Here is a 19,706-nt window from a genome sequence, read left to right as displayed (position 1 = left end):
AGATGATGGGGTAGCGCCTTTTAGCCTACCATAAGTAACCACCACTCTAGCTAAATTGTAGACATCTCTAGTGGGTTACTGCCGAATATTTAACAGCACAGAACAAAACTCTAGCTTTGCAACGGTGGGCGAGGTATTAGAAAGGGGAGGCACCTGAATGGTCTTCTAGCTTACAAAGCTTAATAACTTGACGGGGTGAGCCGGGTAAAGAACAGAGGCTCACCCCATCTCATTCCAAAGATATCAGTTCCATACCAATTTCATAGGATTTCGCATTCTAAAATAATAAACTGGCTACAGAATATAATGCATCTATTTATGAAATCGGTACTCTTTCATCAGTGGAAACTGCTTCCTATTTTGCGATCCTCAATGCCCCCCCTGATAGGGCATACCTCCTGAGCCACCGCTGCCTTGATTGAGGATAGCCAACGATGCGGACTTAAAATTCTCAGGAGTAAGGCCGCCACGAGCCATGGCAATATCAACAATGGAGGTTGATTTCGGGCTAAGTTCGACCGTTGAGCTGCTGGCTTTCATAATAGCAGCCTTTATCTCTCCTTGACCCGACTCAACCACCTTTGTGGAACGGGGATAGAGCGCCGAAATAATAACCGGGTAAGCCACCCCCGCAGGCAACTCTATTCTGTAGCGTGGGCCGCTGTTGACCTCTACAGTGGCGATAACTTCACCGTTACGATCCGTAGCCGTTAGCTTGGCCTCTTTTACTGGCCCGTCTTCCCCAGTCATGGAACCCGATATTGACACTGGAACAGCAGGCTTGCTCGCCGGTTTCTCAGCTTCACTGCAAGCCGTACTCAAAACAAGTAACGCGAAGACTACAGTCGCCATCCGCAACCGCGACATAGAACAATAAACCAAATCTTTCATGGGTATTTAACTCGTAGCTATAAATCTATGATAATGAAAGCATATAACCAATCCTGATAAATTGATTTCGGCGCCCACCCGAACTTGTCAGGCCTTCTATCCTTTACGATGACACACAGCCGTCTCGGTGGCGCAATTTAAGCAGCTTCCCCCCCCCTTAGCAAGGCATAACTCATTAATAAGTGCCCCAACGAAAATTTTGAAGGATGGTTTTTCTGGACTCTCATCCCTCCTCTTGGTGCGCTTGTCGGCGTGTAGGAACGGTTAAACAGCGTGAAAACGACCATATTGCTCCCAAAACTTCTGCCGAGATACTTAAAACCAACGAGTCAGTGATCATCACTGCCCTTGATAAACTACACCGGTTTGAACCTGACACGGGAGCAAGATACTATTTTCATTCTCGTTGATGGATAAGACAGGTGGCGTTGATGGCATGGACTCATGATGACAGTGAGGCGATTCAAGAAGCGATTCGTGCTGCAGCAGCGGCGCAAACCCCCTTATGCATCAAAGGAGGTAACACCAAAGCCTTTTATGGCCGCCAACCGCACGGTGAACCCTTAGAGGTGGGTAAGCACCGAGGAATTACCAGCTATGAACCCACGGAACTTGTCATCACTGCCCGTGCCGGAACGCCCCTGGCAGAAATTGAAGCCCTACTCGCTGAACAAGGCCAAATGTTTGCTTTTGAGCCCCCTTATTTTGGTCCCCAGGCCACCTTGGGGGGCGTCGTCGCCTGTGGTCTTTCCGGCCCACGCCGCCCCTATGGGGGAGCAGTCCGGGATATGGTGCTAGGGGTGCAAATTATCAATGGTAAGGGTCAAATACTACGCTTCGGGGGGCAGGTGATGAAAAATGTGGCAGGCTATGATATCCCCCGCCTCATGGTAGGAAGCCTAGGCACCTTAGGGGTGTTATTGGAGATTTCACTCAAAGTCTCACCCCGCCCAACAGGGGAAATTACGCTCTCCCAAGAGCGGGATGCCCATAACGCCATTCGTCTATTCAATGTCTGGGCAAACCAACCCCTCCCCCTTTCAGCCTGCGCCTTTGATGGAGAACGGCTCTACGTCCGTCTATCCGGTTCTGAAGAAACCCTTCGAGCCGCACGCAACAAGATAGGTGGCGACCCCCTCAGGAACGACACCCACTTCTGGGAAAGAGTTCGAGAACACACCCATATCTTCTTCCAGCGCAGCACCCAACCCCTTTGGCGGTGGTCAGTGCCCGCCACCACTGCTCCCATCGATCTGCCTGGGGAATGGAAGATTGGCTGGGGCGGCGCCCAGCGTTGGTTTCGCTCCGAATTAACCGCGGAAGCCATCCGTGCCGCTGCTGAGAACGTCGGCGGCTATGCGACCTTATTTCGCGGCGGGGATCATACAGGTGAGGTCTTTCATCCTTTGCCCTCAGCCCTCATGGCATTGCATCACCGCCTCAAACAAGCCTTCGATCCCCACCGCATTTTGAATCCAGGACGGATGTACCGGGAACTCTAGCTAACCCAATGTTTTTCCTTATCCCCAGCACGGAAACCAAAAAATATGGGCGAATTTCTCTCTGAATACGGGCTATTCCTAGCAAAAACACTCACCTTAGTGATTTTGATAGCGCTGCTAATGAGGTTATCGGCCTCCTCGAAAAGCCGGATGCATGCCACTGAGAAGTTGGAAATCAAACATCTTAATAGCCATTATGAACGCATGACTCACATGCTCACCATGCACATCATGCCCAAAAAAGAGTTCATCAAAAAGCTCAAGGCGGAAAAAGCTCACAAAAAGCAAAAAAAACACGCCAGGCGCATTTTTGTGCTTGATTTTCATGGCGATATTAGAGCCACAGCAGTAGCCTCGTTACGAGAAGAAATTACCGCAGTACTTAGTGTAGCAACGCCTGAGGATGAGGTCTTACTCCGGTTGGAAAATGGGGGAGGGCTCGTTCATGAGCATGGACTGGCAGCCTCCCAATTGGAGAGAATTAGAAAAAAACAGATTCCCTTGACCATCGCTGTGGATAAAATGGCCGCCAGTGGCGGCTATATGATGGCCTGCGTGGGCAATCGCATTATTGCCGCACCATTTGCTGTCATCGGCTCCATTGGCGCTTTGATGCAATTACCCAATTTCCATCGTCTACTGGATAAACATGGAATAGACTTTGAGCAAATCAAAGCAGGTGAATTGAAGCGAACAGTGACACTGTTTGGCATTAACACCGACCGGGATCGTGAACTGGCTAAAAAACAGGTAGAAGACATCCACCAGTTATTCAAAGAATTCATTACCCACTACCGCCCCCAGGTGGATCTCTCCCAAACCGCGACGGGCCAGCATTGGCATGCCATTCAAGCCCAGGAACTCAACCTTATAGACGATCTCGAAACCAGCGATGACTACCTGCTGGAGGCCAGTAAAACTGCCGACCTCTATGAAGTCAGCTATGCCGTCAAAAAGACCTTCGCCGAAAGATTCTTATCACGGGTTCAAGCGGCAAGTGACAAGGCCCTGGGTCTTTTCTAGCATGATTTAAATCAAGACTTCATCATGGGGGCTTGCCCTAGACCTTCTCCAATCCCTGCTCCAGATCTGCAATCAGGTCTGGAGCTTCTTCTAACCCCACGCTGATACGAACCAGAGCCGTATCCAATCCCGCCGCGCGGCATTCTTCCTCCGAGTAACTGGCATGGGTCATGGATGCAGGGTGTTCAATCAGGGTGGCCACATGCCCCAAGCTGACCGCCAATAAGCACCACCTTAAGTGATTCAACAAGCGGGGGCCTGCTTCTCGACTAGGGAGAGTAAAAGCGACCATCCCGCTAAAGCCTGCCATCTGTTTCTGTGCGAGCGCATGCTGGGGGTGGGAAGGAAGCCCAGGATAATGCACTTGCTGTACCTTGGGATGTTCTTCCAGAAAGCGGGCCACTGCTAGCGCTGTTTCCGAATGCCGGGCCATCCGCAGCGAAAGGGTCTGCAACCCGCGCAGGGTCAACCAGGCGTTAAAGGGGGAAAGAATATTACCAAAATGCCATTGCATCTCTTGGCGTAGAGCCTGAATAGCGGGCTCGGCACCCACAACAGCCCCCCCGACACAATCCCCGTGACCATTGAGGTATTTGGTAGTGCTGTACACGACCCAATCAATTCCAAAATCCAGTGGCCGTTGCAAGTAGGGAGTACAAAAGGTGTTATCAACCACGGTGACCAATCCCCGCTTGCGCGCCCAACGACTACAAGCTTCCAAATCCACCAACACCAGGGAAGGATTAGAAGGTGTTTCCAAATAGACAACCCGACTATAGGGAGTACACTTGGCATCTAGTTCAGCTTCCAAATCCGGCGCAGTAGGATCAAAATAGGTAATGTCGTATCCCCTGGGCTTCAGATGATCTTCAAAAAGCCCATAGGTGCCCCCATAGACCTCACGCACTGAAAGAATATGTTCACCTGGCTGCACCAAATGGAGCAACAGACTTGAAATAGCCCCCATACCGGAAGCAAAAGCCGCTGCCGCCTCACCATTTTCAAGGAGCGCAAGCCGTTTTTCGAGCATATCCACAGAAGGGTTCCCCATCCGGGTGTAAATATATCCTCCCTCCTCTCCTGCAAAACGCCTCGCTCCTTGAGCCGCATCCTCAAAAAGAAAGGCAGTGTTCAGGTATAAAGGCGGAACAATCGAGCCATAAGCCGGGTCTATTTTTTCATCGAGGCCATGAACAGCTCGGGTGCTAAAACCCGGTACTTGGTTCTTTTTCATCAACGCATTCTCCTCGGACCGTATTCCACGCTAATCTCACCCTTTTCAATCATCACCTATCCCAGGGATAATAGTTATAAACTTAGACCAGGAAAGCAGTTAAGATACTGATAACGTGCAAACTCACCTAGCAGATTTTATTAAAAACACGCCCCAAGGGCGGGAAGCCGACGCTATTTTGCGCTCTTGCGTGCATTGCGGTTTCTGCACTGCCACCTGTCCTACCTACCAACTATTGGGGGACGAGTTGGATAGTCCTAGGGGCCGCATCTACCTGATAAAGCAAGCACTTGAAGGACAGGCAGTCAGTAGGAAAACACAGCAACATTTGGACCGTTGCCTGACCTGCCGCGCCTGTGAGACCACTTGCCCTTCCGGAGTCCGTTACGGGCGCTTGGTGGATATTGGCCGTGAGGTCGTGGAAACCAAGGTCTCCAGGTCACTTTGGGAGCAGCTAACCCGAGCAGCATTACGAATGCTATTACCCTACCCTCGACGCTTTACCCCTTTGTTACGATTGGGCCAAATATTTTCTCCTTTTTTGCCTTCCTCCCTAAAGCGCAGCATCCCCCCCCAGGCCAAAACAAGATCCTGGCCAACGGCAAGTCATTCCCGCAAGATGTTGATTTTGGAAGGATGTGTCCAACCGGCACTGGCACCTGAAATCAACGCCAGTACTGCCTGGGTGTTGGATCGGCTAGGTATCAGCTTAGTGCGGGCGCCCCAGGGGGGTTGCTGTGGTGCTATTTCCCACCACCTCTCGGCGCCCCAATCGGCTTTAGATTTTATGCGTCAAAATATTGATGCCTGGTGGCCTCAGGTAGAGGCGGGTGCTGAGGCCATTGTGGTGACTGCCAGCGGCTGCGGCGCCATGATCAAAGAATATGGAATCTTATTAGCCGAAGATCCGGCCTATGCCGCTAAAGCAGCCCGGATCGCTGAGATCACCCGGGATATTGGTGAAATTCTCGCCCAGGAAGACCGCTCCGCACTCACCCCTTCCCCCCATGTCCCCCGTCGCATTGCCTTCCAATCGCCTTGTACCCTGCAACACGGCCAACAGTTGGATGGTCTAGTGGAAAGGTTGCTGCGAGAGGCGGGCTTTGAACTCACTGAAGTGCCTGATGCCCACCTCTGCTGCGGCTCGGCGGGGACTTATTCTCTTTTGCAAAGGGATCTTTCCCAGCGCTTACTGGCAAATAAACTTGCTGCACTAGAACATGGCCATCCACAACTCATTGCCACCGCCAACATCGGTTGCCTAACTCATCTTCAGACTCAATCCTCCTTGCCCGTCAAACACTGGATCACCCTCTTTGACCCTACCCACTGAGCTGTCCTCTTTAAAATGAAGAAGATAGGCTTATTCGTATTATTCACTCTGGTGTTTACTGCGGGCTACTACGGCTTTAACCTGAGAGAAGGGAAAGAAGCCCAGCCCGCCCTGGAACAACCCCAGGAGTATCAGCGCATCATCTCCCTTGCTCCTAGCATTACGGAAACCCTATTTGCTTTGGGGCTCGAAGCGCAAATAGTGGGGGTGACCCGTTACTGTGACTATCCACCAAAGGCCCTGGCAAAACCGAAAGTCGGCGGCTATCTAGACCCTAATATGGAGGCCATGGTGGCCCTCAGGCCGGACTTGGTGATTACTTTTCCCGGCCATCAAACACTCACACCAAGGTTGGAACAACTGGGGGTGGCGACCCTGCAAGTCCAACACCAAAAGCTAACGGATATCCTAGATTCCATCCGCATTATTGGGACAGCAACGGATAAAGAGGCGGAAGCAAAGGCCTTGCTTTCCAGTCTTAGATCGCGGATGGAAGAGATAAAAGCCAAAATGGCCGGTTTGTCCCGCCCCCGGGTCCTGGTGGTCATGGGTCGCCCTATTGGGAGTCCATTAAAGAAAATCTTTGTCGCCGGGACCGGAGATCCCTATGACGAGATGATTCGCATCGCCGGGGGAACAAACGCCTATCAAGGAGATTTCATTCGGGTTCCTCCCCTCTCCGCCGAGGGCATTATGCACCTTAACCCTGAAGTGATTATTGAACTGGTATCCAACCAAGAAGTACAAAAAAAGGGCTGGAACGACACTACCCTCCTCCAGGACTGGGCTGGGCTCCCCATGGTTAGCGCTGTAAAAACGGGTCGCATCCATCTCTTTGCCGATGACTTTGATACGGTCCCCGGACCCCGCTTTATCCTGACCCTAGAAAAAATGGCCCAGGTCATTCACCCCGAGGTCAACTGGACGATGCCATGACCAGGGCCGTGATCGAAATCGAAAATCTCTCCCTGCTCCTGGAGGGGCAAACCATTCTCCATGATATCTCACTGACCGTGCCCCAAGGAGCACGCCTGGCTATTGTCGGTCCCAATGGCGCAGGCAAAACCACCCTGCTCAAGTGCCTGGTCCGCCTCCTCCACGGCAGGGGAACCATCAAGCTTCTGGCTCGAAAGATCGGAGACTACAGTCAAAAAGAATTGGCCCGAACCCTGGCTTATGTCCCGCAACTCGATGGCCAAAGTCTCCCTTTTACGGTGAAGGAGTTTGTGCTGATGGGCCGCTACCCTCACCTCAGCCCCTTTTCATTTTTGGGCCCTGAAGACCACCGAATTGCCGACCAAGCGCTGGTGCTCACTGGGACTCACGCTTTTATCAATCGCCCCCTAGATACCCTAAGCGCCGGTGAACGGCAAAAAGTCCTCATTGCGGCCAGCCTCGTTCAAGGAGCCAGCATCCTACTCCTCGATGAACCCATGGCATTCCTTGATCCCCAACATCAAGTAGAAATTCAGCGCCTGCTAGAGCGGCTCAACCGGGAACATGGAATCACGCTCCTGACCGTTACCCATGATCTCAATGCCGCTATCGCCTACAGCACCCAGATCATTGCCCTTAAGCAAGGGACCCTGGCCTTTACCGGCACTCCCGAGGCTTTTGCGGATAACCGGGTCCTGGAAGCTATCTACCGGCAGCGCTTCCTGTTTACCCGTCACCCCCGGACAGGACATCCTATTGCCCTGGCCGAGGTCTGAGAGATGAGACCTGCCATCACCCTAGGTCTGATGTCTTTATTAGCTGTGGGGGTGCTCAGCGGCGCCCCTTTTTTAGGGATGTACCCCATCCCCATGGAAGCTATTTTTGCCCCCCTAGAGGGAAATATAGAAGCGGAAATTTTTTGGAATCTGCGGGTGCCTCGAGTGATGGCGGCCTTTCTCGCGGGAGCGGGCCTGGCTATCAGCGGGATGGCCTTTCAAGCCCTATTCCGCAATCCCCTGGCCACCCCCTTTACCCTAGGAGTCGCCAGCGGAGCCGCCTTGGGCGCCGCCCTCTATGTGCGCTCGGGCCTAAGCTTTGCCCTCCTGAGTATCTCCGGCCTGTCACTCTCTGCATTCGTCGGTGCGCTAGGATCAATCCTGCTCGTCTATGGTTTAACTCAGATAAGGCAGGGTTTCTCTGTGGCCAGCATGCTCCTTGCGGGCGTGGCCATTAGCTTCTTTTTCTCCAGCCTTATTTTGTTTATCCAGTACATGAGTGATTTTGCCCAGTCTTTCCATATCCTCCACTGGTTAATGGGAAATCTGGGGGTTACTGGCATGGAGACCGTGTTTGAAATTCTACCTTTTGTCGCCGGCGGCGCTCTCGTTATTTTATTGCTTAGCCAGGAATTAAATCTTTTAGCCACCGGAGAACTGCTCGCTGTTAGCCGGGGCTTAAATCTCAGAAGAATACGCAGCTTGCTGTTTTTCGTGACTTCCCTGACCGTGGGAGGCATCGTCGCCACCTGTGGCCCCATTGGGTTTGTGGGGATGATGGTCCCCCATATCTGCCGCCTCCTTGTAGGCGCTGATCACCGTTTTCTAACCCCAGCCACTTTGCTTTTTGGGGGAAGTTTCCTCACTTTATGCGATACTCTAGCACGTAACCTAATAGCCCCGGCAGAAATCCCCGTGGGAGTTATCACCGCCCTCCTAGGCGGACCTTTCTTTATCTGGTTGCTACTAAGGCGAGCCTCGGAAAAGAGGCTAGTCTAAGAACCCATAGGAATATATCGTGAGGGCACCCTATGAAAGCTATCTGGAACGGCGCCGTGTTAGCCGAAAGCGATAAAACTAAGGTGGTAGAGGGTAACCATTATTTTCCACCCGATTCCATCCACAAGGAGTATTTTCGGAGCAGCGATATGCACACCACTTGCCCCTGGAAGGGAGAAGCCAGCTACTACCACATTGTGGTCGGTGATCAAACTCATGCCGATGCGGCCTGGTATTATCCGGCACCGAAGCAAAAAGCAGCCCCCATCAAAAATTACGTTGCTTTCTGGCGCGGCGTAAAAATCACCGAGTAATCAAAAGACGTTAATCAGTAGTTCCCTGCCCCAAACCTTGTTGCGGCGGATAAAGGGCACTCTTGGAAAGCGGCCCCTAAAACTCCTAATTTGGGGTAGTAAGCGCCAAGAGATTGAACTTGATAACATTTCGGGTAATAATAGAAATTATGGCTACATCAACGACGGAAACTCCAAAAACAAAGGCCTCGATAGATCCCCGGAGGTGGGTTGAAGGGCGCGTGATTGCTAATCACCACTGGACTGAGCAGCTCTATTCACTCCGAGTGGAAGCTCCAGTGGAGCCCTTCGAGGCAGGACAATTCGGCCGCCTGGGTTTGATTATCAATGACGAATTTGTAGCTCGTTCCTATTCTTTTGTGAACTCCCCCCAGGAAAGCTACCTGGAATTTTACTCCATTACGGTTCCGGATGGTCCACTCTCGAATCGCCTTGTTAAATTAGAACCCAATGATGCTGTTTGGGTCTCCCGTAAGGCCGCGGGTTTTCTTACCCTTTCGCAAATTCAAACCACCGACAACCTCTGGATGCTATCCACGGGAACGGCCATTGGGCCATTCCTCTCTATCCTCCAAACCGAAGAACCCTGGCAACGCTTTTCTCGTATTGTCTTAGCCCATTCAGTACGCACTGCGGAGGAACTCGCCTATCAGGATCTCATTGAGACCCTTCGCCAACGGCACCCCCAGCAATTTACTATGGTCCCCTTAGTCAGCCGGGAAGATCATGAGGGGGCTATTCGCGGGCGCATTACTACCGCCATTGCCGATGGCCTTATGGCCCAATACACGGGACTTACCATCGACGCGGAATCATCCCAGGTGATGCTCTGCGGAAATCCAGATATGGTCCGCGACACCACGGCCCTCCTTAAGGAACGGGGTCTTAAGGAAAACCGCCGGCGGGACCCTGGGCAGATTTCCGTAGAAAGATATTGGTAAGATTTTTAGAGGGCAGTTTAGGCTTATCGTTGCGCCGGCAATGGTTTGCAAGCCTACCCGCGGAGTCACATCCACCCTACCAGGTACCAGCTAAGCAATAGCAAGCAGGAGTATCACAAATAGGGCGACTAGCGCAATGGGGATCAGGAACCCTTTCCAATCCTTCTCTTTTACCTGCTCCCCATGCTGGAACGCACCCCTAATCCCGGGCCGAAACCACAGGATAACCAAGATCGCTACCAGGCCAAGCAAAAGCACTTCCCAGGTACTCGCCGCTTCCATCTAGATTTATTCTCCCCATTTCCTACAATTCAAAACTTAACTTCTTTAAAGCTTTGAGTGGGTACCATCGCAATAGGGCTTGTTGCCGGTATGCTTACAACCGCACAAAGCAACCTTTTTCTGTTCGGATAAACTAAACTTTACCGGCGTAAATCCAGTCCCTTTATGAGAGCCATCACAAAAAGGCTGGTTTTTAGATTGCCCACAGGCGCACCACCAATAATCACCGGCATCAAGGGTCACAACAAATGGTTTTTTCTGGACGATAAAAGGCTCTGCCATGGAAATTCTCCTGTTGCTCCGGCAATATGAGATTGAGAATCTTGGTATCCACTCCAGTGTAAAGGACTCAGGATGATAGATCCATAGTCATCATGAATAAGACTAGTTCAATGAGCAGCCCTAACCAGCTAGTGCTTCTGGTGGGCACCCAAAAAGGCCTTTTTCGTATTAGCACGGAGCTAAACCGCAATGCTTGGAACCTTGAGGGACCCCTTATTGCAGGCTATGAGATCCTACATGCCTGGATGGATCCAAGAATGCCTCAGCATGCCTATGCAACCGCTAACCACCCCATTTGGGGCTGCCATATTTATCGAAGTCACGATGCTGGCCATAGCTGGGAGGTGCTCCCCCACGTTCCCCACCATCGCCAAGGGCTTTATGCCCAAAGTCTGAAAGCCATCTGGTACTTGGCTCCAGGTCATCCCACACAGGAGAAGGTGCTTTATGCCGGCATCGATCCCCCGGGACTATTTATAAGCCAGGACGACGGTCACCACTGGACACCCTTGCCGGGTCTCAATGAACATCCTAGCCGAGATCGTTGGGAACCCGCCCGGGGGGGATTTGCAGTTCACTCTATCTATATTGATCCCCGCACCCCTCACCGCCTCTATTGTGCCGTCTCAGCAGGCGGAGTCTTTCGCTCCGAAGATGCCGGTACCAGCTGGATCCCCATTAATCGGGGTGTTCGTGCCGAAAACCTCCCTCAACGCTATCCCGATGTAGGCCATAATGTGCATCGAATGGTATTACATCCCAAACAACCCGATCGCCTTTATCGACAGTGCTACAACGGAACCTACCGCAGCGATGATCGGGGAAACCATTGGATTGAGATAAGCCAGGGACTTCCTAGTGATTTCGGCTATGTTATCGTGGTGAATCCTCAAGATCCTGATATGGTGTATGTCATCCCCGAACAGAGTAGCCACTTACGCACCACGGTCGATGGCAAGCTCCGCGTTTACCGCAGCAGTAATGGCGGTGCCGACTGGGAACCCTTGACCCATGGCCTTCCCCAAGAACATGCCTATGTCACTGTATTGCGTGAGGCTATGGATTGTGACGGTCTCTCCCCCAATGGGGTTTACTTCGGGACCTCTAGCGGCCACCTGTTTGGGAGCCATGATAACGGCGAGCATTGGGAACTGATTGCAGGCTTCTTACCCCGTATACTGTCGGTGAAAACCGCAGTAGTGGAAACATGATAATTAGCAAACCCAACTCATTGTTAGATGCCTTGGAAGCCTGGCGTGGTATCGTCTGTTTGGTGGGCGCGGGAGGTAAAAAAACCACCCTTTATCGCTTAGCAATGCTCCACCCCGGTCGGATAGGAATTACCTCAACCGCCCATATTCCGCCTTTTCCTAATAAAGTCTCTGCCTATCAAATCATTACCGACGAAAAGCTGCTCCTTACCCTGGTCAGCGCAGCAGCCCAAACCCACCGCCTGATTGCCTACGCTCAACCTTCCATAAAAAAAGGTCGTCTAGCCGGTATCTCCCCTTCTTTAGTCGAAATGATCCACCGACAAGCTGGCTTTGATGTCAGTCTAGTCAAGGCCGATGGGGCCCGTAGTCGTTGGCTCAAGGCACCAGGAGCACAGGAACCGGTGATCCCCGAAAAGGCGACTCATGTGATCCCAGTGATTTCCGCACTTGCTATCGGCCAACCTTTATCGGAGAAAATTGCCCACCGCGTAGAAAATATTGAAGCCATCATCGGAATTAAAGCCGGCGAAATCCTGAAGCCAATCCATTTAGCCAGGTTATTAGCGAGCCCCCAAGGGGGATTAAAAGGGGTAGGCAGAGCTAAGATAGTCCCTCTCATCAATATGATAGATGGGCCAGCCTGGGAAAATCAGGCAATAGCCGTGGCAGAGCTAGCATTATCCCTTACTGATCGCTTCGACCGGGTGGTACTGGCCTGTATGAACCTGCCTAACCCCTTAATAGGGGTGATCCGCCGGCACTAAATCATGGCTTATCCATCAGTTCCTTCACCGAGAACTGCCCACTATCCGAGCTTGTGCTTGGCATGATAGTAATTTCTATGCGCCGATTGTGGACCCGGTTCTCTGCAGTATCATTGGGCGCTAGCGGCTGGGTATCGGCATGGCCTTCAATGACGAAACGCTGGGGGGCAATTTCATCGGTAGCAAAGAGATGGTGAATCACCGAAACTGCTCGGGCTGTAGATAATTCCCAATTAGAGCGAAAGCGAGAAGTATGAATAGGCAAATCATCCGTATGCCCCGCGACCACAATCTTACCCTCAATTCTGTTTAGGACAGTGCGGAGTTTATCTAAAACAGGCTTAAAGTCCTGGTTAAAGGAGGCACTGCCCGAGGGAAAAGAGCCTTTCTCCTGAATACGAATAATAATTTGCTCACCTATTCTCTCTAAGACAATCAACCCCTGGTCGATTTCATTCTGGAGCATGTTTTGAAGCTCGGCCACTTTTGCTTCCGTATCCCGGATACGTGCCTCAGAAAAATCCAGGGTTTGTTTAGTCTCATCAATAGTATCCTGGCGAATCTCATCCCAGGGGGTGGGACGAGGACGGCCTGGGCTGAATTCCTGGGCAATAATACTCGTACCCTTGGGGGGTTCCTTAACTTTAATCTCCCGCTGCACCCCAAAGGCAAACTTCATGGAGCCAGCGACTTGTTTGTATTTTTGCAAATCCAACTCTGAGAAGGACAAAAGCAGCACAAAAAAACTCATTAACAGGGACATGAGATCGGCCAACGTAATGACCCATGCTGGAGCACCTGATTTTTCCTCCTGCGGTTCGTTCTCGGCCGCAAACAAGTCCTGTTCCATCTTCGCTGCTCACCCCTTACTTTTCTCCATTATTATTATGGCGCTTAGAACCTGGCATAAAGGTTAGCAACAGCTCTTCCAATACCCGCGGGTTGTGGCCCTGTTGAATCGACAGGATGCTTTCGATGATTATGAAGCGGTTAAGCCGTTCTTCATTACTGCGCAGGGCGAGTTTGTCGGCAAACGGCAGTGCCACCATATTGGCAATCATGGCACCATAGAGCGTGGTCAGCAGGGCAACGGCCATAGCCGGGCCAATTTTTTTCGGGTCATCCATAGAAGAAAGCATCTGTACGAGACCAATCAAAGTGCCAATCATCCCCATAGCGGGTGCCACATCGCCGATGGCCCTAAAGATTTTTTGCCCCAGATCATGGCGTTCTAGGGTCTGCCGCAGCTCAGTCATCAACACCCGGCGCACCATTTCGGGTTCGTGACCGTCCACTAGCAAGGTTACCCCTTTTTTCATGAATTCATTCTTGATGTCCCAACTTTCTAACGCTAACAACCCATCCTTTCGGGCTGTATTCGCCATCTCTAAGGCCTGTTTAATAATTTCTTCCGGCTTCTCGGCCTTATACACAAAAGCCTTCATGGCCACCTTGAAGGAACCTAAAAACTGGCTAAGGGAGAACTTCATGAGCACTACGGCTATGGTTCCCCCTAAGACGATTAAAATAGAAGGTGGATTGAAAAAAACGAGCACGCTAGAGCCTAATAAAATGGCCCCAGCCACAACCCCAAAGCTACTAATTAAGCCAATCAGGGTGGCCAAATCCACGCCGATATACCTCCATCATCATTTAAGCTAGCGCAGTGAGAAAATGCCCCACGACTCACGAGGTCTATCGGTCAAGATTGGGAAAATTTTAATTCTGTCTCAGTCAATTAAGATTTCCTGGGAATAAAATAAGCGGTTGGAACCGTCCCCTGGATGGAGCTAGAAGGCGAATATGAAAACGGGCCCTCCAAGGGGCCCGTTTTTAGTTACCGCATTGACTCGCCGGATAGGTAGCACAACCACTACCTGAGCTACTTTACATATTCCCCCCACATTTGCCTTCGCCGCATTTGCCTTCTTGTCCCTGCTTGCGCCCTTGGCCCTGTTCTTTCTTGCCGCCACAACTTCCTTCGCCTTCAGCCTTCTTTTTACCGCCGCAGTTTCCTTCACCTTCAGCCTTCCTCTTGCCGCCGCAACTCCCTTCACCCTCGCCTTTTGCGCCCTCTCCAGCGGCAACCATATAACCACTTGATAAGTCAGCGTAACCAAAAGGGTTGCTTTCAGCGCTGGCAGCCCCACTCGTCAGCATCCCAGCCGTAAATACAGTCCCCACTGCTACAGACAAGGAAGAAAGTTTATGTTTCTTAGGCATCATTATTCTCCTCAATTATCAGCTTCTTATATTAGTGAATGTGAGTGCCCCCGGGACAGTCATTATAATCCATTAAGTATCCAATGACATAAGGTTTCATCACTCTGGGGTATAACAGAGTCCGCTGATCACAGGCTATGCCACTGTAACGTGCCCCATGGCACGTAGACAAAAAATAATTTGGCAGTAGAGGCAAGGCTCATTTTAAATAAGCTAGGCCTCAATCAGGACCTAGCTAGCAAGGAGATAAATATGCATCGCATTCATTGTGCGGAGATCTGGGGCGGAATCCAAGCTGCGGACCAGGATTTATGCACCAATGCGCTGACCGCCAGTCTCTACTCAAGCGCAGCTGATGGAGACCAGGGCGGCGACATCTATTACTTCAGCGTCTGTGGAGCCGATATCCTTACCCGTATCGTTGTAGCCGATGTGGTTGGACATGGCGAAGCCGTCAGTCGCATAAGCCGGTGGCTTTACGAGGGGCTGGCAAAGCGGATGGATAGTCTCGATAGTAACAGTCTCCTTGTCGAGCTGAATCAGCGGGTGGTCACCGAATGTGGGCTTAAGGCGATGACGACAGCGGCGATTGCCAGCTTCTATCTCGCCGACACCAACCTCTATATTTCCTATGCTGGACATCCACCGCTATTGCTTCGACGGCGAGAAGATAAGACGTGGCGACCCGTAAGACTAAAGCCACGTCCGGAACCAGCCAACTTACCCTTGGGCGTGATGGACGGCATACCCTATGACCAGGAGCAGCTCCTACTTGCCTCAGGTGATCGCCTGCTTCTGTATACTGATGGCCTCATTGAAGCCCCGGGCACGGACGGCCAACCCTTTGGTGAGGAGCGACTGCAGGCCATATTAGGACAGGTTGGCGATGAGAATTTACCCCAACTGAAACAAGCCGTTCTCACCGCCGTCCGTCGGCATACGGGCGGGTCTATGGCACATGACGATATTACCCTGATAGCGATAGAAATCAGATAAAATAGACTTAGGTAGCCCCCTGAACCGACTAAAATACTCAGCCAGAGTGAAAAAGACTTATCATATTAGTCTCGCCAACTGAGCACGTAACGTTTCGAGCCAGCAATCCACATTGATCGGTAAATAACCGGTGATCTCCAGGTCACGATCTTCAAGCACATCGTCATCGGGCCTTTCGATGTGAGCCTTGTTAATTATCTCATCGCGATGGCGCAATAGTTGCTCGATCTGGGGCCTGAACAGCCGGATCATGGCCAGAATGAGCTATTTTTGATACTTCGCCTTCCATTCCTCGTAAGGCATGCCGTAGATAATTTCCCTCGCTTCATCATAAGATAGCTGCCCACCCTGCTCCTCGACAGCCGCTTGATACCACTTTGCAAGGCAATTTCGGCAAAAACCAGCCAAATTCATCACATCGATATTCTGAACCTCGGTATGTTCTTGAAAATGCTTCACTAAGCGGCGAAATACAGCCGCCTCAACTTCTAACCGGCTATTTTCATCCATCCTGTTCTCTCCTCAAGCATTTCCATACCGCCCATGCACCCAACTTCAGATCTTACCAAGGCAGCTTAACTGCCTGCCGGGCTGCATCCACAAGCTCCCCATAGGAGCATAACTGAGCAAATTCATCCTCGGTTACCCAAGCCTTAGCTTGATGCTCACTAGAAAGACGGAGTTCCCCATCCAACCCTTTTCCACGATAGACCAATACTATCATCGGGTCCCCTCCATAATCAGCCTGATAGGCAGTAACGGGCCGATTATCCAAAGCCACCGTCATTCCTGATTCCTCATAGGTTTCCCGCTGGGCAGCTTCCTGGGGTAGCTCACCCCCCTCCACTTTGCCAGAAATTGCTTCCCACTCCCCAGGGGCTACGGCTTTGGAAGTACTACGACGCAGCGCTAGAAAACGGTTACCTCGGAACAGGAACACGGCCACTGCCACTACGAAATATGTGGTCTCAGACATCCCTCCGCAGGACCTCTCTCCACTTGCTTTGAGTCAATATCCAAGTTTACTGTCTGCGCTCGATTAAGAAAAATCCGGGATCCAATCGCAACGGTAGCGACTTGGCTTATCCAATAAAGTGCTCCACATCCACATAATAAGCCTGAGTCTCAATTTGGCCGTTAGGGGACAAAACTAGCTGGCGATAGCCTGGCCCCAGCTGGGCCAGCTGAAAATGCTCACTACCAGGGACGAATTGGACACAGGTAGACGGGCTGCCTAATAATTGGACCCCCCGGCGCTCAGTATGAAACTCCTGATGGATATGGCCCCAAACGATACCCTGCACCTGGGGATACTGGTCCAACAAGGCAAAAAAATCCACCGCATTATCCAATCCCATGGCATCCATCCAGGAACTGCCTATAGCTACCGGGGGATGGTGAAGGAAAACCAGCGTATTCAAATCCGGACGACTCGCTAGGCTGCGGTTAAGAAAATCCAATTGCCCCCTGTCCAAGTGCCCATTAGGCTGACGAGGCACTATAGAATTGAGGAGAATAAGTTGCCAATTTTTGAGCGTGATTAAGGGCTTAGTGCTAACGTTAGCATAATTTAGGATTTCTCCCATAAGCATCGGATCGTCATGATTCCCAGGAAGGCAATACACGGGCAACCCTAAGTCTTGGCAATATTCCAACAGCCATTGATAAGCTTCTGGTTCGGCCTTTTCCGCAATATCGCCGCTAATCACCACCAGATCCCCTGGATGACGCTGTTGTTGAATATGCTCAAAAACAGCAACCATCGAGCTGCGGGTATTTAAATTGTTCCATAATAGTGCACCCGGATCAGCCAGCAAATGGGAATCCGTGAGCTGCACCACCCTGACAAACTCGCTAGGGTTATCCGTGACCTCCCGATCCCTTGGAGCGACCATTGCTTGCTCTACACCTCGATGGGAGTATCCGGATCATTACCCCACTCTGACCAGGAACCCGGGTAACCTTTGACTCGGGGGTACCCGAGATATTTCAACACCATGCAGGTGTGGGCCGAGCGATGATGAGTCTGGCAGTGGCAAATAACTTCCTTATCAGGGGTAACGCCTAGGGCTTCCAAACTCGACCGCAATTCATTTATCGGCTTAAAACGCAAATTACGCTCCTGAGCAATGGCCCGCGTCCATTCAAAATTCACCGCTCCTGGAATATGACCACCACGCTGGGCACGGATATATTCACCATGGTATTCCGCCGGAGAACGGGCATCCAGGATCACCACATCAGGATCCAATAAATGGGCCAAAAGGTATTCCTTGTCCGCTACCCTATTACCTTGGTAATGCCCATGAAAATGGCTGGACGGCCGACTTTCCCGCCCCTCCTTGAACGGGTGTCCTTCGATTAGCCATGCCTTTAAACCTCCATCAAGCAGAGAAAATCGCTCATGCCCCAACTCCTCTAGGGTCCAAAGTAAACGAGAAGCACGGCCATTTCCCTCCCCATCATAAGCGATGACATGGCTCTCTGGAGTAAACCCCAGGTGGGAGAGCACTCGACTTAAACGGTGCTCATCAGGCAAAAGCCCCATTACTGGAGGACGGGCTGTTACAATATGGGCATAATCCAGATGCACCGCACCAGGGACGTGGCGCGAGAGATAAGACTCTTCACTGCAAAGGTCAATTATCAGCAAGTTTCGGTCATCTAACCGCCCTTCTAACTCATCAGGCTGCAAAAGCAGGGGGAACATTGCCATCTATACCTCCAGGAACCTATTCAATCGATTGAATCCCATTATAGAGCCCTTTCTGGATACCCAACCCACTCTATCTCCCCAATATCAGGGGAAGAAACCTCTAGGAGATTACTCTTCAAAGCGAGGAAGAACCTAGATCATCTTCTCGGAAGAAGACTTCCCTGGACAATCAACTGCTAGGGGAGCGGGTTCCTCTGAAGGTGGAAGGTCGGGCCAGGCCTTGAGCACTGCCTGGACAAGAGTAGCCAGCGGAATCGCAAAGAAAATTCCCCAGAAACCCCAAAATCCTCCAAAAACCAAGATAGCCACAATAATTGCCACCGGATGCAAATCCACCACCTCAGCAAACAGCAAGGGCACTAAGACATTGCCATCTAAGGCTTGAATAATTGCATAGGCACCGAGCAGGTAAGCAAACTCAGCGCTAAACCCCCACTGGAAATAAGCGACGAAAGCTATTGGCATGGTGGCGGTTACTGCGCCGATATAAGGAATAATCACTGACAACCCCACCAATACACTCAACAGCATAGAAAACTGCAAACCCATGAGGGAGAAGGTAATGAAACTCACCATCCAGACAATCAGGATCTCAAGAAATTTACCACGAACATAATTTCCGATCTGAAAATCCACGTCATGCCAAACTTGGGCCGCTAGTTTCCGCTCCCGTGGGAGATATTGCTTGAACCAACCGATAAGTCGAACCTTGTCCTTGAGGAAGAAAAAGACCAGTAGTGGCATAATGACGAGATACACGCCAAGAGTCATTATGCCCATCACTGAAGCTAAGGACAAAGAAAGGACTTTTTGGCCTAATTGGGCGAGTTCGGAGCGAATGGCGCTCATCAGATCATAAACCTGTTCTTCGGAAAACAGATTTGGATAATGTTCCGGCAAACTTAGCAAAAGCTCCTGCCCCCGGGCTATCATCGTCGGTAGCTGTTGGAAAAACTGGGTTAGCTGCTGTGAAAGCAAGGGGAGCAAACCGAATATTACGGAAAACAAAGCGGCCATGAAGGTAACAAATACCAGGGTCACCGCCAACCAGCGAGGACAGCGCCACCGCTCCATATACCCCACAATCCCCTCCAGCAGGTAGGCGATCACCAGGCTAGCAAGCACCGGCGCCAGCATGCGTCCCATCAGGACCACAGTGACAAAACCGACAACAAGCAAAATAGCCAGACCCGCTACTTGAGGATCGGCAAAGTGACGCTGAAACCAGTCACGAACAAGGCGCATATCAAAAATAAAAAATTATATAAAGATCAAGAATA

The 19,706-nt window shown here is 51.2% G+C and carries 24 protein-coding genes; 11 read left to right on the top strand and 13 right to left on the bottom strand.

All coding sequences use genetic code 11. From position 1 onward, the window contains the following. Positions 1–369: 369 nt before the first annotated feature. On the bottom strand, positions 370–891 hold the full coding sequence (locus NHAL_RS12960) for a hypothetical protein (protein ID WP_013033608.1): 522 nt from the start codon (positions 889–891) through the stop codon (positions 370–372). 431 nt (positions 892–1,322) lie between these two features. Between NHAL_RS12960 and glcE the strand changes: the two genes are divergently transcribed. Together glcE and sohB are read left to right on the top strand one after the other, a co-directional pair. Next, a complete protein-coding gene (glcE, locus tag NHAL_RS12955; RefSeq protein WP_013033606.1) occupies positions 1,323–2,393 on the top strand; it encodes a glycolate oxidase subunit GlcE in 1,071 nt (356 codons plus the stop codon). Between the two features lie 45 nt (positions 2,394–2,438). Further along, on the top strand, positions 2,439–3,416 hold the full coding sequence (gene sohB, locus NHAL_RS12950) for a protease SohB (RefSeq protein ID WP_013033605.1): 978 nt from the start codon (positions 2,439–2,441) through the stop codon (positions 3,414–3,416). A gap of 37 nt (positions 3,417–3,453) precedes the next feature. Here sohB and NHAL_RS12945 read toward each other — a convergent pair whose 3' ends face one another. Further along, positions 3,454–4,650: a trans-sulfuration enzyme family protein gene (locus NHAL_RS12945; RefSeq protein WP_013033604.1), complete on the bottom strand. Its 1,197-nt coding sequence runs from the start codon at positions 4,648–4,650 to the stop codon at positions 3,454–3,456. Positions 4,651–4,765: 115 nt separating this feature from the next. Here NHAL_RS12945 and glcF point away from each other — a divergent pair, with 115 nt between their 5' ends. From glcF to NHAL_RS12915, 6 genes are all read left to right on the top strand, one after another. Beyond that, a complete protein-coding gene (glcF, locus tag NHAL_RS12940; protein ID WP_013033603.1) occupies positions 4,766–5,983 on the top strand; it encodes a glycolate oxidase subunit GlcF in 1,218 nt (405 codons plus the stop codon). A 15-nt stretch (positions 5,984–5,998) separates the two neighbouring features. Continuing rightward, positions 5,999–6,919, top strand: coding sequence for an ABC transporter substrate-binding protein (locus NHAL_RS12935; protein ID WP_013033602.1), 921 nt, complete (start codon positions 5,999–6,001; stop codon positions 6,917–6,919). After that, positions 6,916–7,695 (top strand): ABC transporter ATP-binding protein, encoded by a 780-nt coding sequence (locus NHAL_RS12930; RefSeq protein ID WP_013033601.1) that lies wholly within the window; start codon positions 6,916–6,918, stop codon positions 7,693–7,695. Before NHAL_RS12935 ends, NHAL_RS12930 begins: the two co-directional genes overlap by 4 nt. Before the next feature lie 3 nt (positions 7,696–7,698). Next, positions 7,699–8,694 (top strand): FecCD family ABC transporter permease, encoded by a 996-nt coding sequence (locus NHAL_RS12925; protein WP_013033600.1) that lies wholly within the window; start codon positions 7,699–7,701, stop codon positions 8,692–8,694. 32 nt (positions 8,695–8,726) lie between these two features. Continuing rightward, entirely contained in the window at positions 8,727–9,008 is a 282-nt protein-coding gene (locus NHAL_RS12920; protein ID WP_013033599.1) for a DUF427 domain-containing protein, read from the top strand. A gap of 149 nt (positions 9,009–9,157) precedes the next feature. Beyond that, positions 9,158–9,949 (top strand): ferredoxin--NADP reductase, encoded by a 792-nt coding sequence (locus NHAL_RS12915; RefSeq protein WP_013033598.1) that lies wholly within the window; start codon positions 9,158–9,160, stop codon positions 9,947–9,949. A 90-nt stretch (positions 9,950–10,039) separates the two neighbouring features. Here NHAL_RS12915 and NHAL_RS12910 read toward each other — a convergent pair whose 3' ends face one another. Further along, entirely contained in the window at positions 10,040–10,231 is a 192-nt protein-coding gene (locus NHAL_RS12910) for a hypothetical protein (RefSeq protein WP_013033597.1), read from the bottom strand. A gap of 45 nt (positions 10,232–10,276) precedes the next feature. Continuing rightward, a complete protein-coding gene (locus tag NHAL_RS12905; protein WP_013033596.1) occupies positions 10,277–10,513 on the bottom strand; it encodes a CDGSH iron-sulfur domain-containing protein in 237 nt (78 codons plus the stop codon). A 110-nt stretch (positions 10,514–10,623) separates the two neighbouring features. On the opposite strand from NHAL_RS12905, the gene NHAL_RS12900 reads away from it, so the two are divergent. Both NHAL_RS12900 and yqeC read left to right on the top strand, forming a co-directional pair. Then, positions 10,624–11,724 (top strand): WD40/YVTN/BNR-like repeat-containing protein, encoded by a 1,101-nt coding sequence (locus tag NHAL_RS12900; RefSeq protein WP_013033595.1) that lies wholly within the window; start codon positions 10,624–10,626, stop codon positions 11,722–11,724. Continuing rightward, on the top strand, positions 11,721–12,491 hold the full coding sequence (yqeC, locus tag NHAL_RS12895) for a selenium cofactor biosynthesis protein YqeC (RefSeq protein WP_013033594.1): 771 nt from the start codon (positions 11,721–11,723) through the stop codon (positions 12,489–12,491). Before NHAL_RS12900 ends, yqeC begins: the two co-directional genes overlap by 4 nt. A 1-nt stretch (position 12,492) precedes the next feature. Here the strand turns inward: yqeC and NHAL_RS12890 are convergent, their stop codons facing one another. The 3 genes from NHAL_RS12890 to NHAL_RS12880 all read right to left on the bottom strand — a co-directional run bounded on the left by NHAL_RS12890 (position 12,493) and on the right by NHAL_RS12880 (position 14,717). After that, positions 12,493–13,341 (bottom strand): flagellar motor protein MotB, encoded by an 849-nt coding sequence (locus tag NHAL_RS12890; RefSeq protein WP_013033593.1) that lies wholly within the window; start codon positions 13,339–13,341, stop codon positions 12,493–12,495. A gap of 16 nt (positions 13,342–13,357) precedes the next feature. Further along, entirely contained in the window at positions 13,358–14,122 is a 765-nt protein-coding gene (gene pomA, locus NHAL_RS12885) for a flagellar motor protein PomA (protein WP_013033592.1), read from the bottom strand. Between the two features lie 256 nt (positions 14,123–14,378). Continuing rightward, entirely contained in the window at positions 14,379–14,717 is a 339-nt protein-coding gene (locus NHAL_RS12880; RefSeq protein WP_238985354.1) for a hypothetical protein, read from the bottom strand. A 249-nt stretch (positions 14,718–14,966) separates the two neighbouring features. Here NHAL_RS12880 and NHAL_RS12875 point away from each other — a divergent pair, with 249 nt between their 5' ends. Continuing rightward, positions 14,967–15,710, top strand: a complete 744-nt coding sequence (locus NHAL_RS12875; protein WP_013033590.1) for a PP2C family protein-serine/threonine phosphatase — start codon at positions 14,967–14,969, stop codon at positions 15,708–15,710. Between the two features lie 60 nt (positions 15,711–15,770). Here the strand turns inward: NHAL_RS12875 and NHAL_RS22500 are convergent, their stop codons facing one another. From NHAL_RS22500 to NHAL_RS12845, 6 genes are all read right to left on the bottom strand, one after another. Continuing rightward, positions 15,771–15,962, bottom strand: coding sequence for a DUF6969 family protein (locus NHAL_RS22500; RefSeq protein WP_013033589.1), 192 nt, complete (start codon positions 15,960–15,962; stop codon positions 15,771–15,773). A 12-nt stretch (positions 15,963–15,974) separates the two neighbouring features. Further along, positions 15,975–16,220 carry a DUF1244 domain-containing protein gene (locus tag NHAL_RS12865; RefSeq protein WP_013033588.1) on the bottom strand — a complete coding sequence of 82 codons (246 nt, stop codon included), beginning with the start codon at positions 16,218–16,220 and terminating at the stop codon, positions 15,975–15,977. A gap of 52 nt (positions 16,221–16,272) precedes the next feature. After that, the gene (locus NHAL_RS12860) at positions 16,273–16,686 is read right to left on the bottom strand and encodes an NUDIX domain-containing protein (RefSeq protein WP_013033587.1); all 414 of its coding nucleotides are present in this window, start codon (positions 16,684–16,686) and stop codon (positions 16,273–16,275) included. 106 nt (positions 16,687–16,792) lie between these two features. Then, a complete protein-coding gene (gene cpdA, locus NHAL_RS12855) occupies positions 16,793–17,605 on the bottom strand; it encodes a 3',5'-cyclic-AMP phosphodiesterase (protein ID WP_013033586.1) in 813 nt (270 codons plus the stop codon). 8 nt (positions 17,606–17,613) lie between these two features. Beyond that, entirely contained in the window at positions 17,614–18,426 is an 813-nt protein-coding gene (locus tag NHAL_RS12850) for a sulfurtransferase (RefSeq protein ID WP_013033585.1), read from the bottom strand. Between the two features lie 132 nt (positions 18,427–18,558). Continuing rightward, positions 18,559–19,671 carry an AI-2E family transporter gene (locus NHAL_RS12845; RefSeq protein WP_013033584.1) on the bottom strand — a complete coding sequence of 371 codons (1,113 nt, stop codon included), beginning with the start codon at positions 19,669–19,671 and terminating at the stop codon, positions 18,559–18,561. Positions 19,672–19,706 lie beyond the last annotated feature (35 nt).

The organism is Nitrosococcus halophilus Nc 4 (genome assembly GCF_000024725.1).
In the GTDB taxonomy this organism is placed as follows: domain Bacteria; phylum Pseudomonadota; class Gammaproteobacteria; order Nitrosococcales; family Nitrosococcaceae; genus Nitrosococcus; species Nitrosococcus halophilus.
Note: the sequence above shows the minus strand (reverse complement) of the source record. Positions and strands in the feature narration are given on the sequence as shown.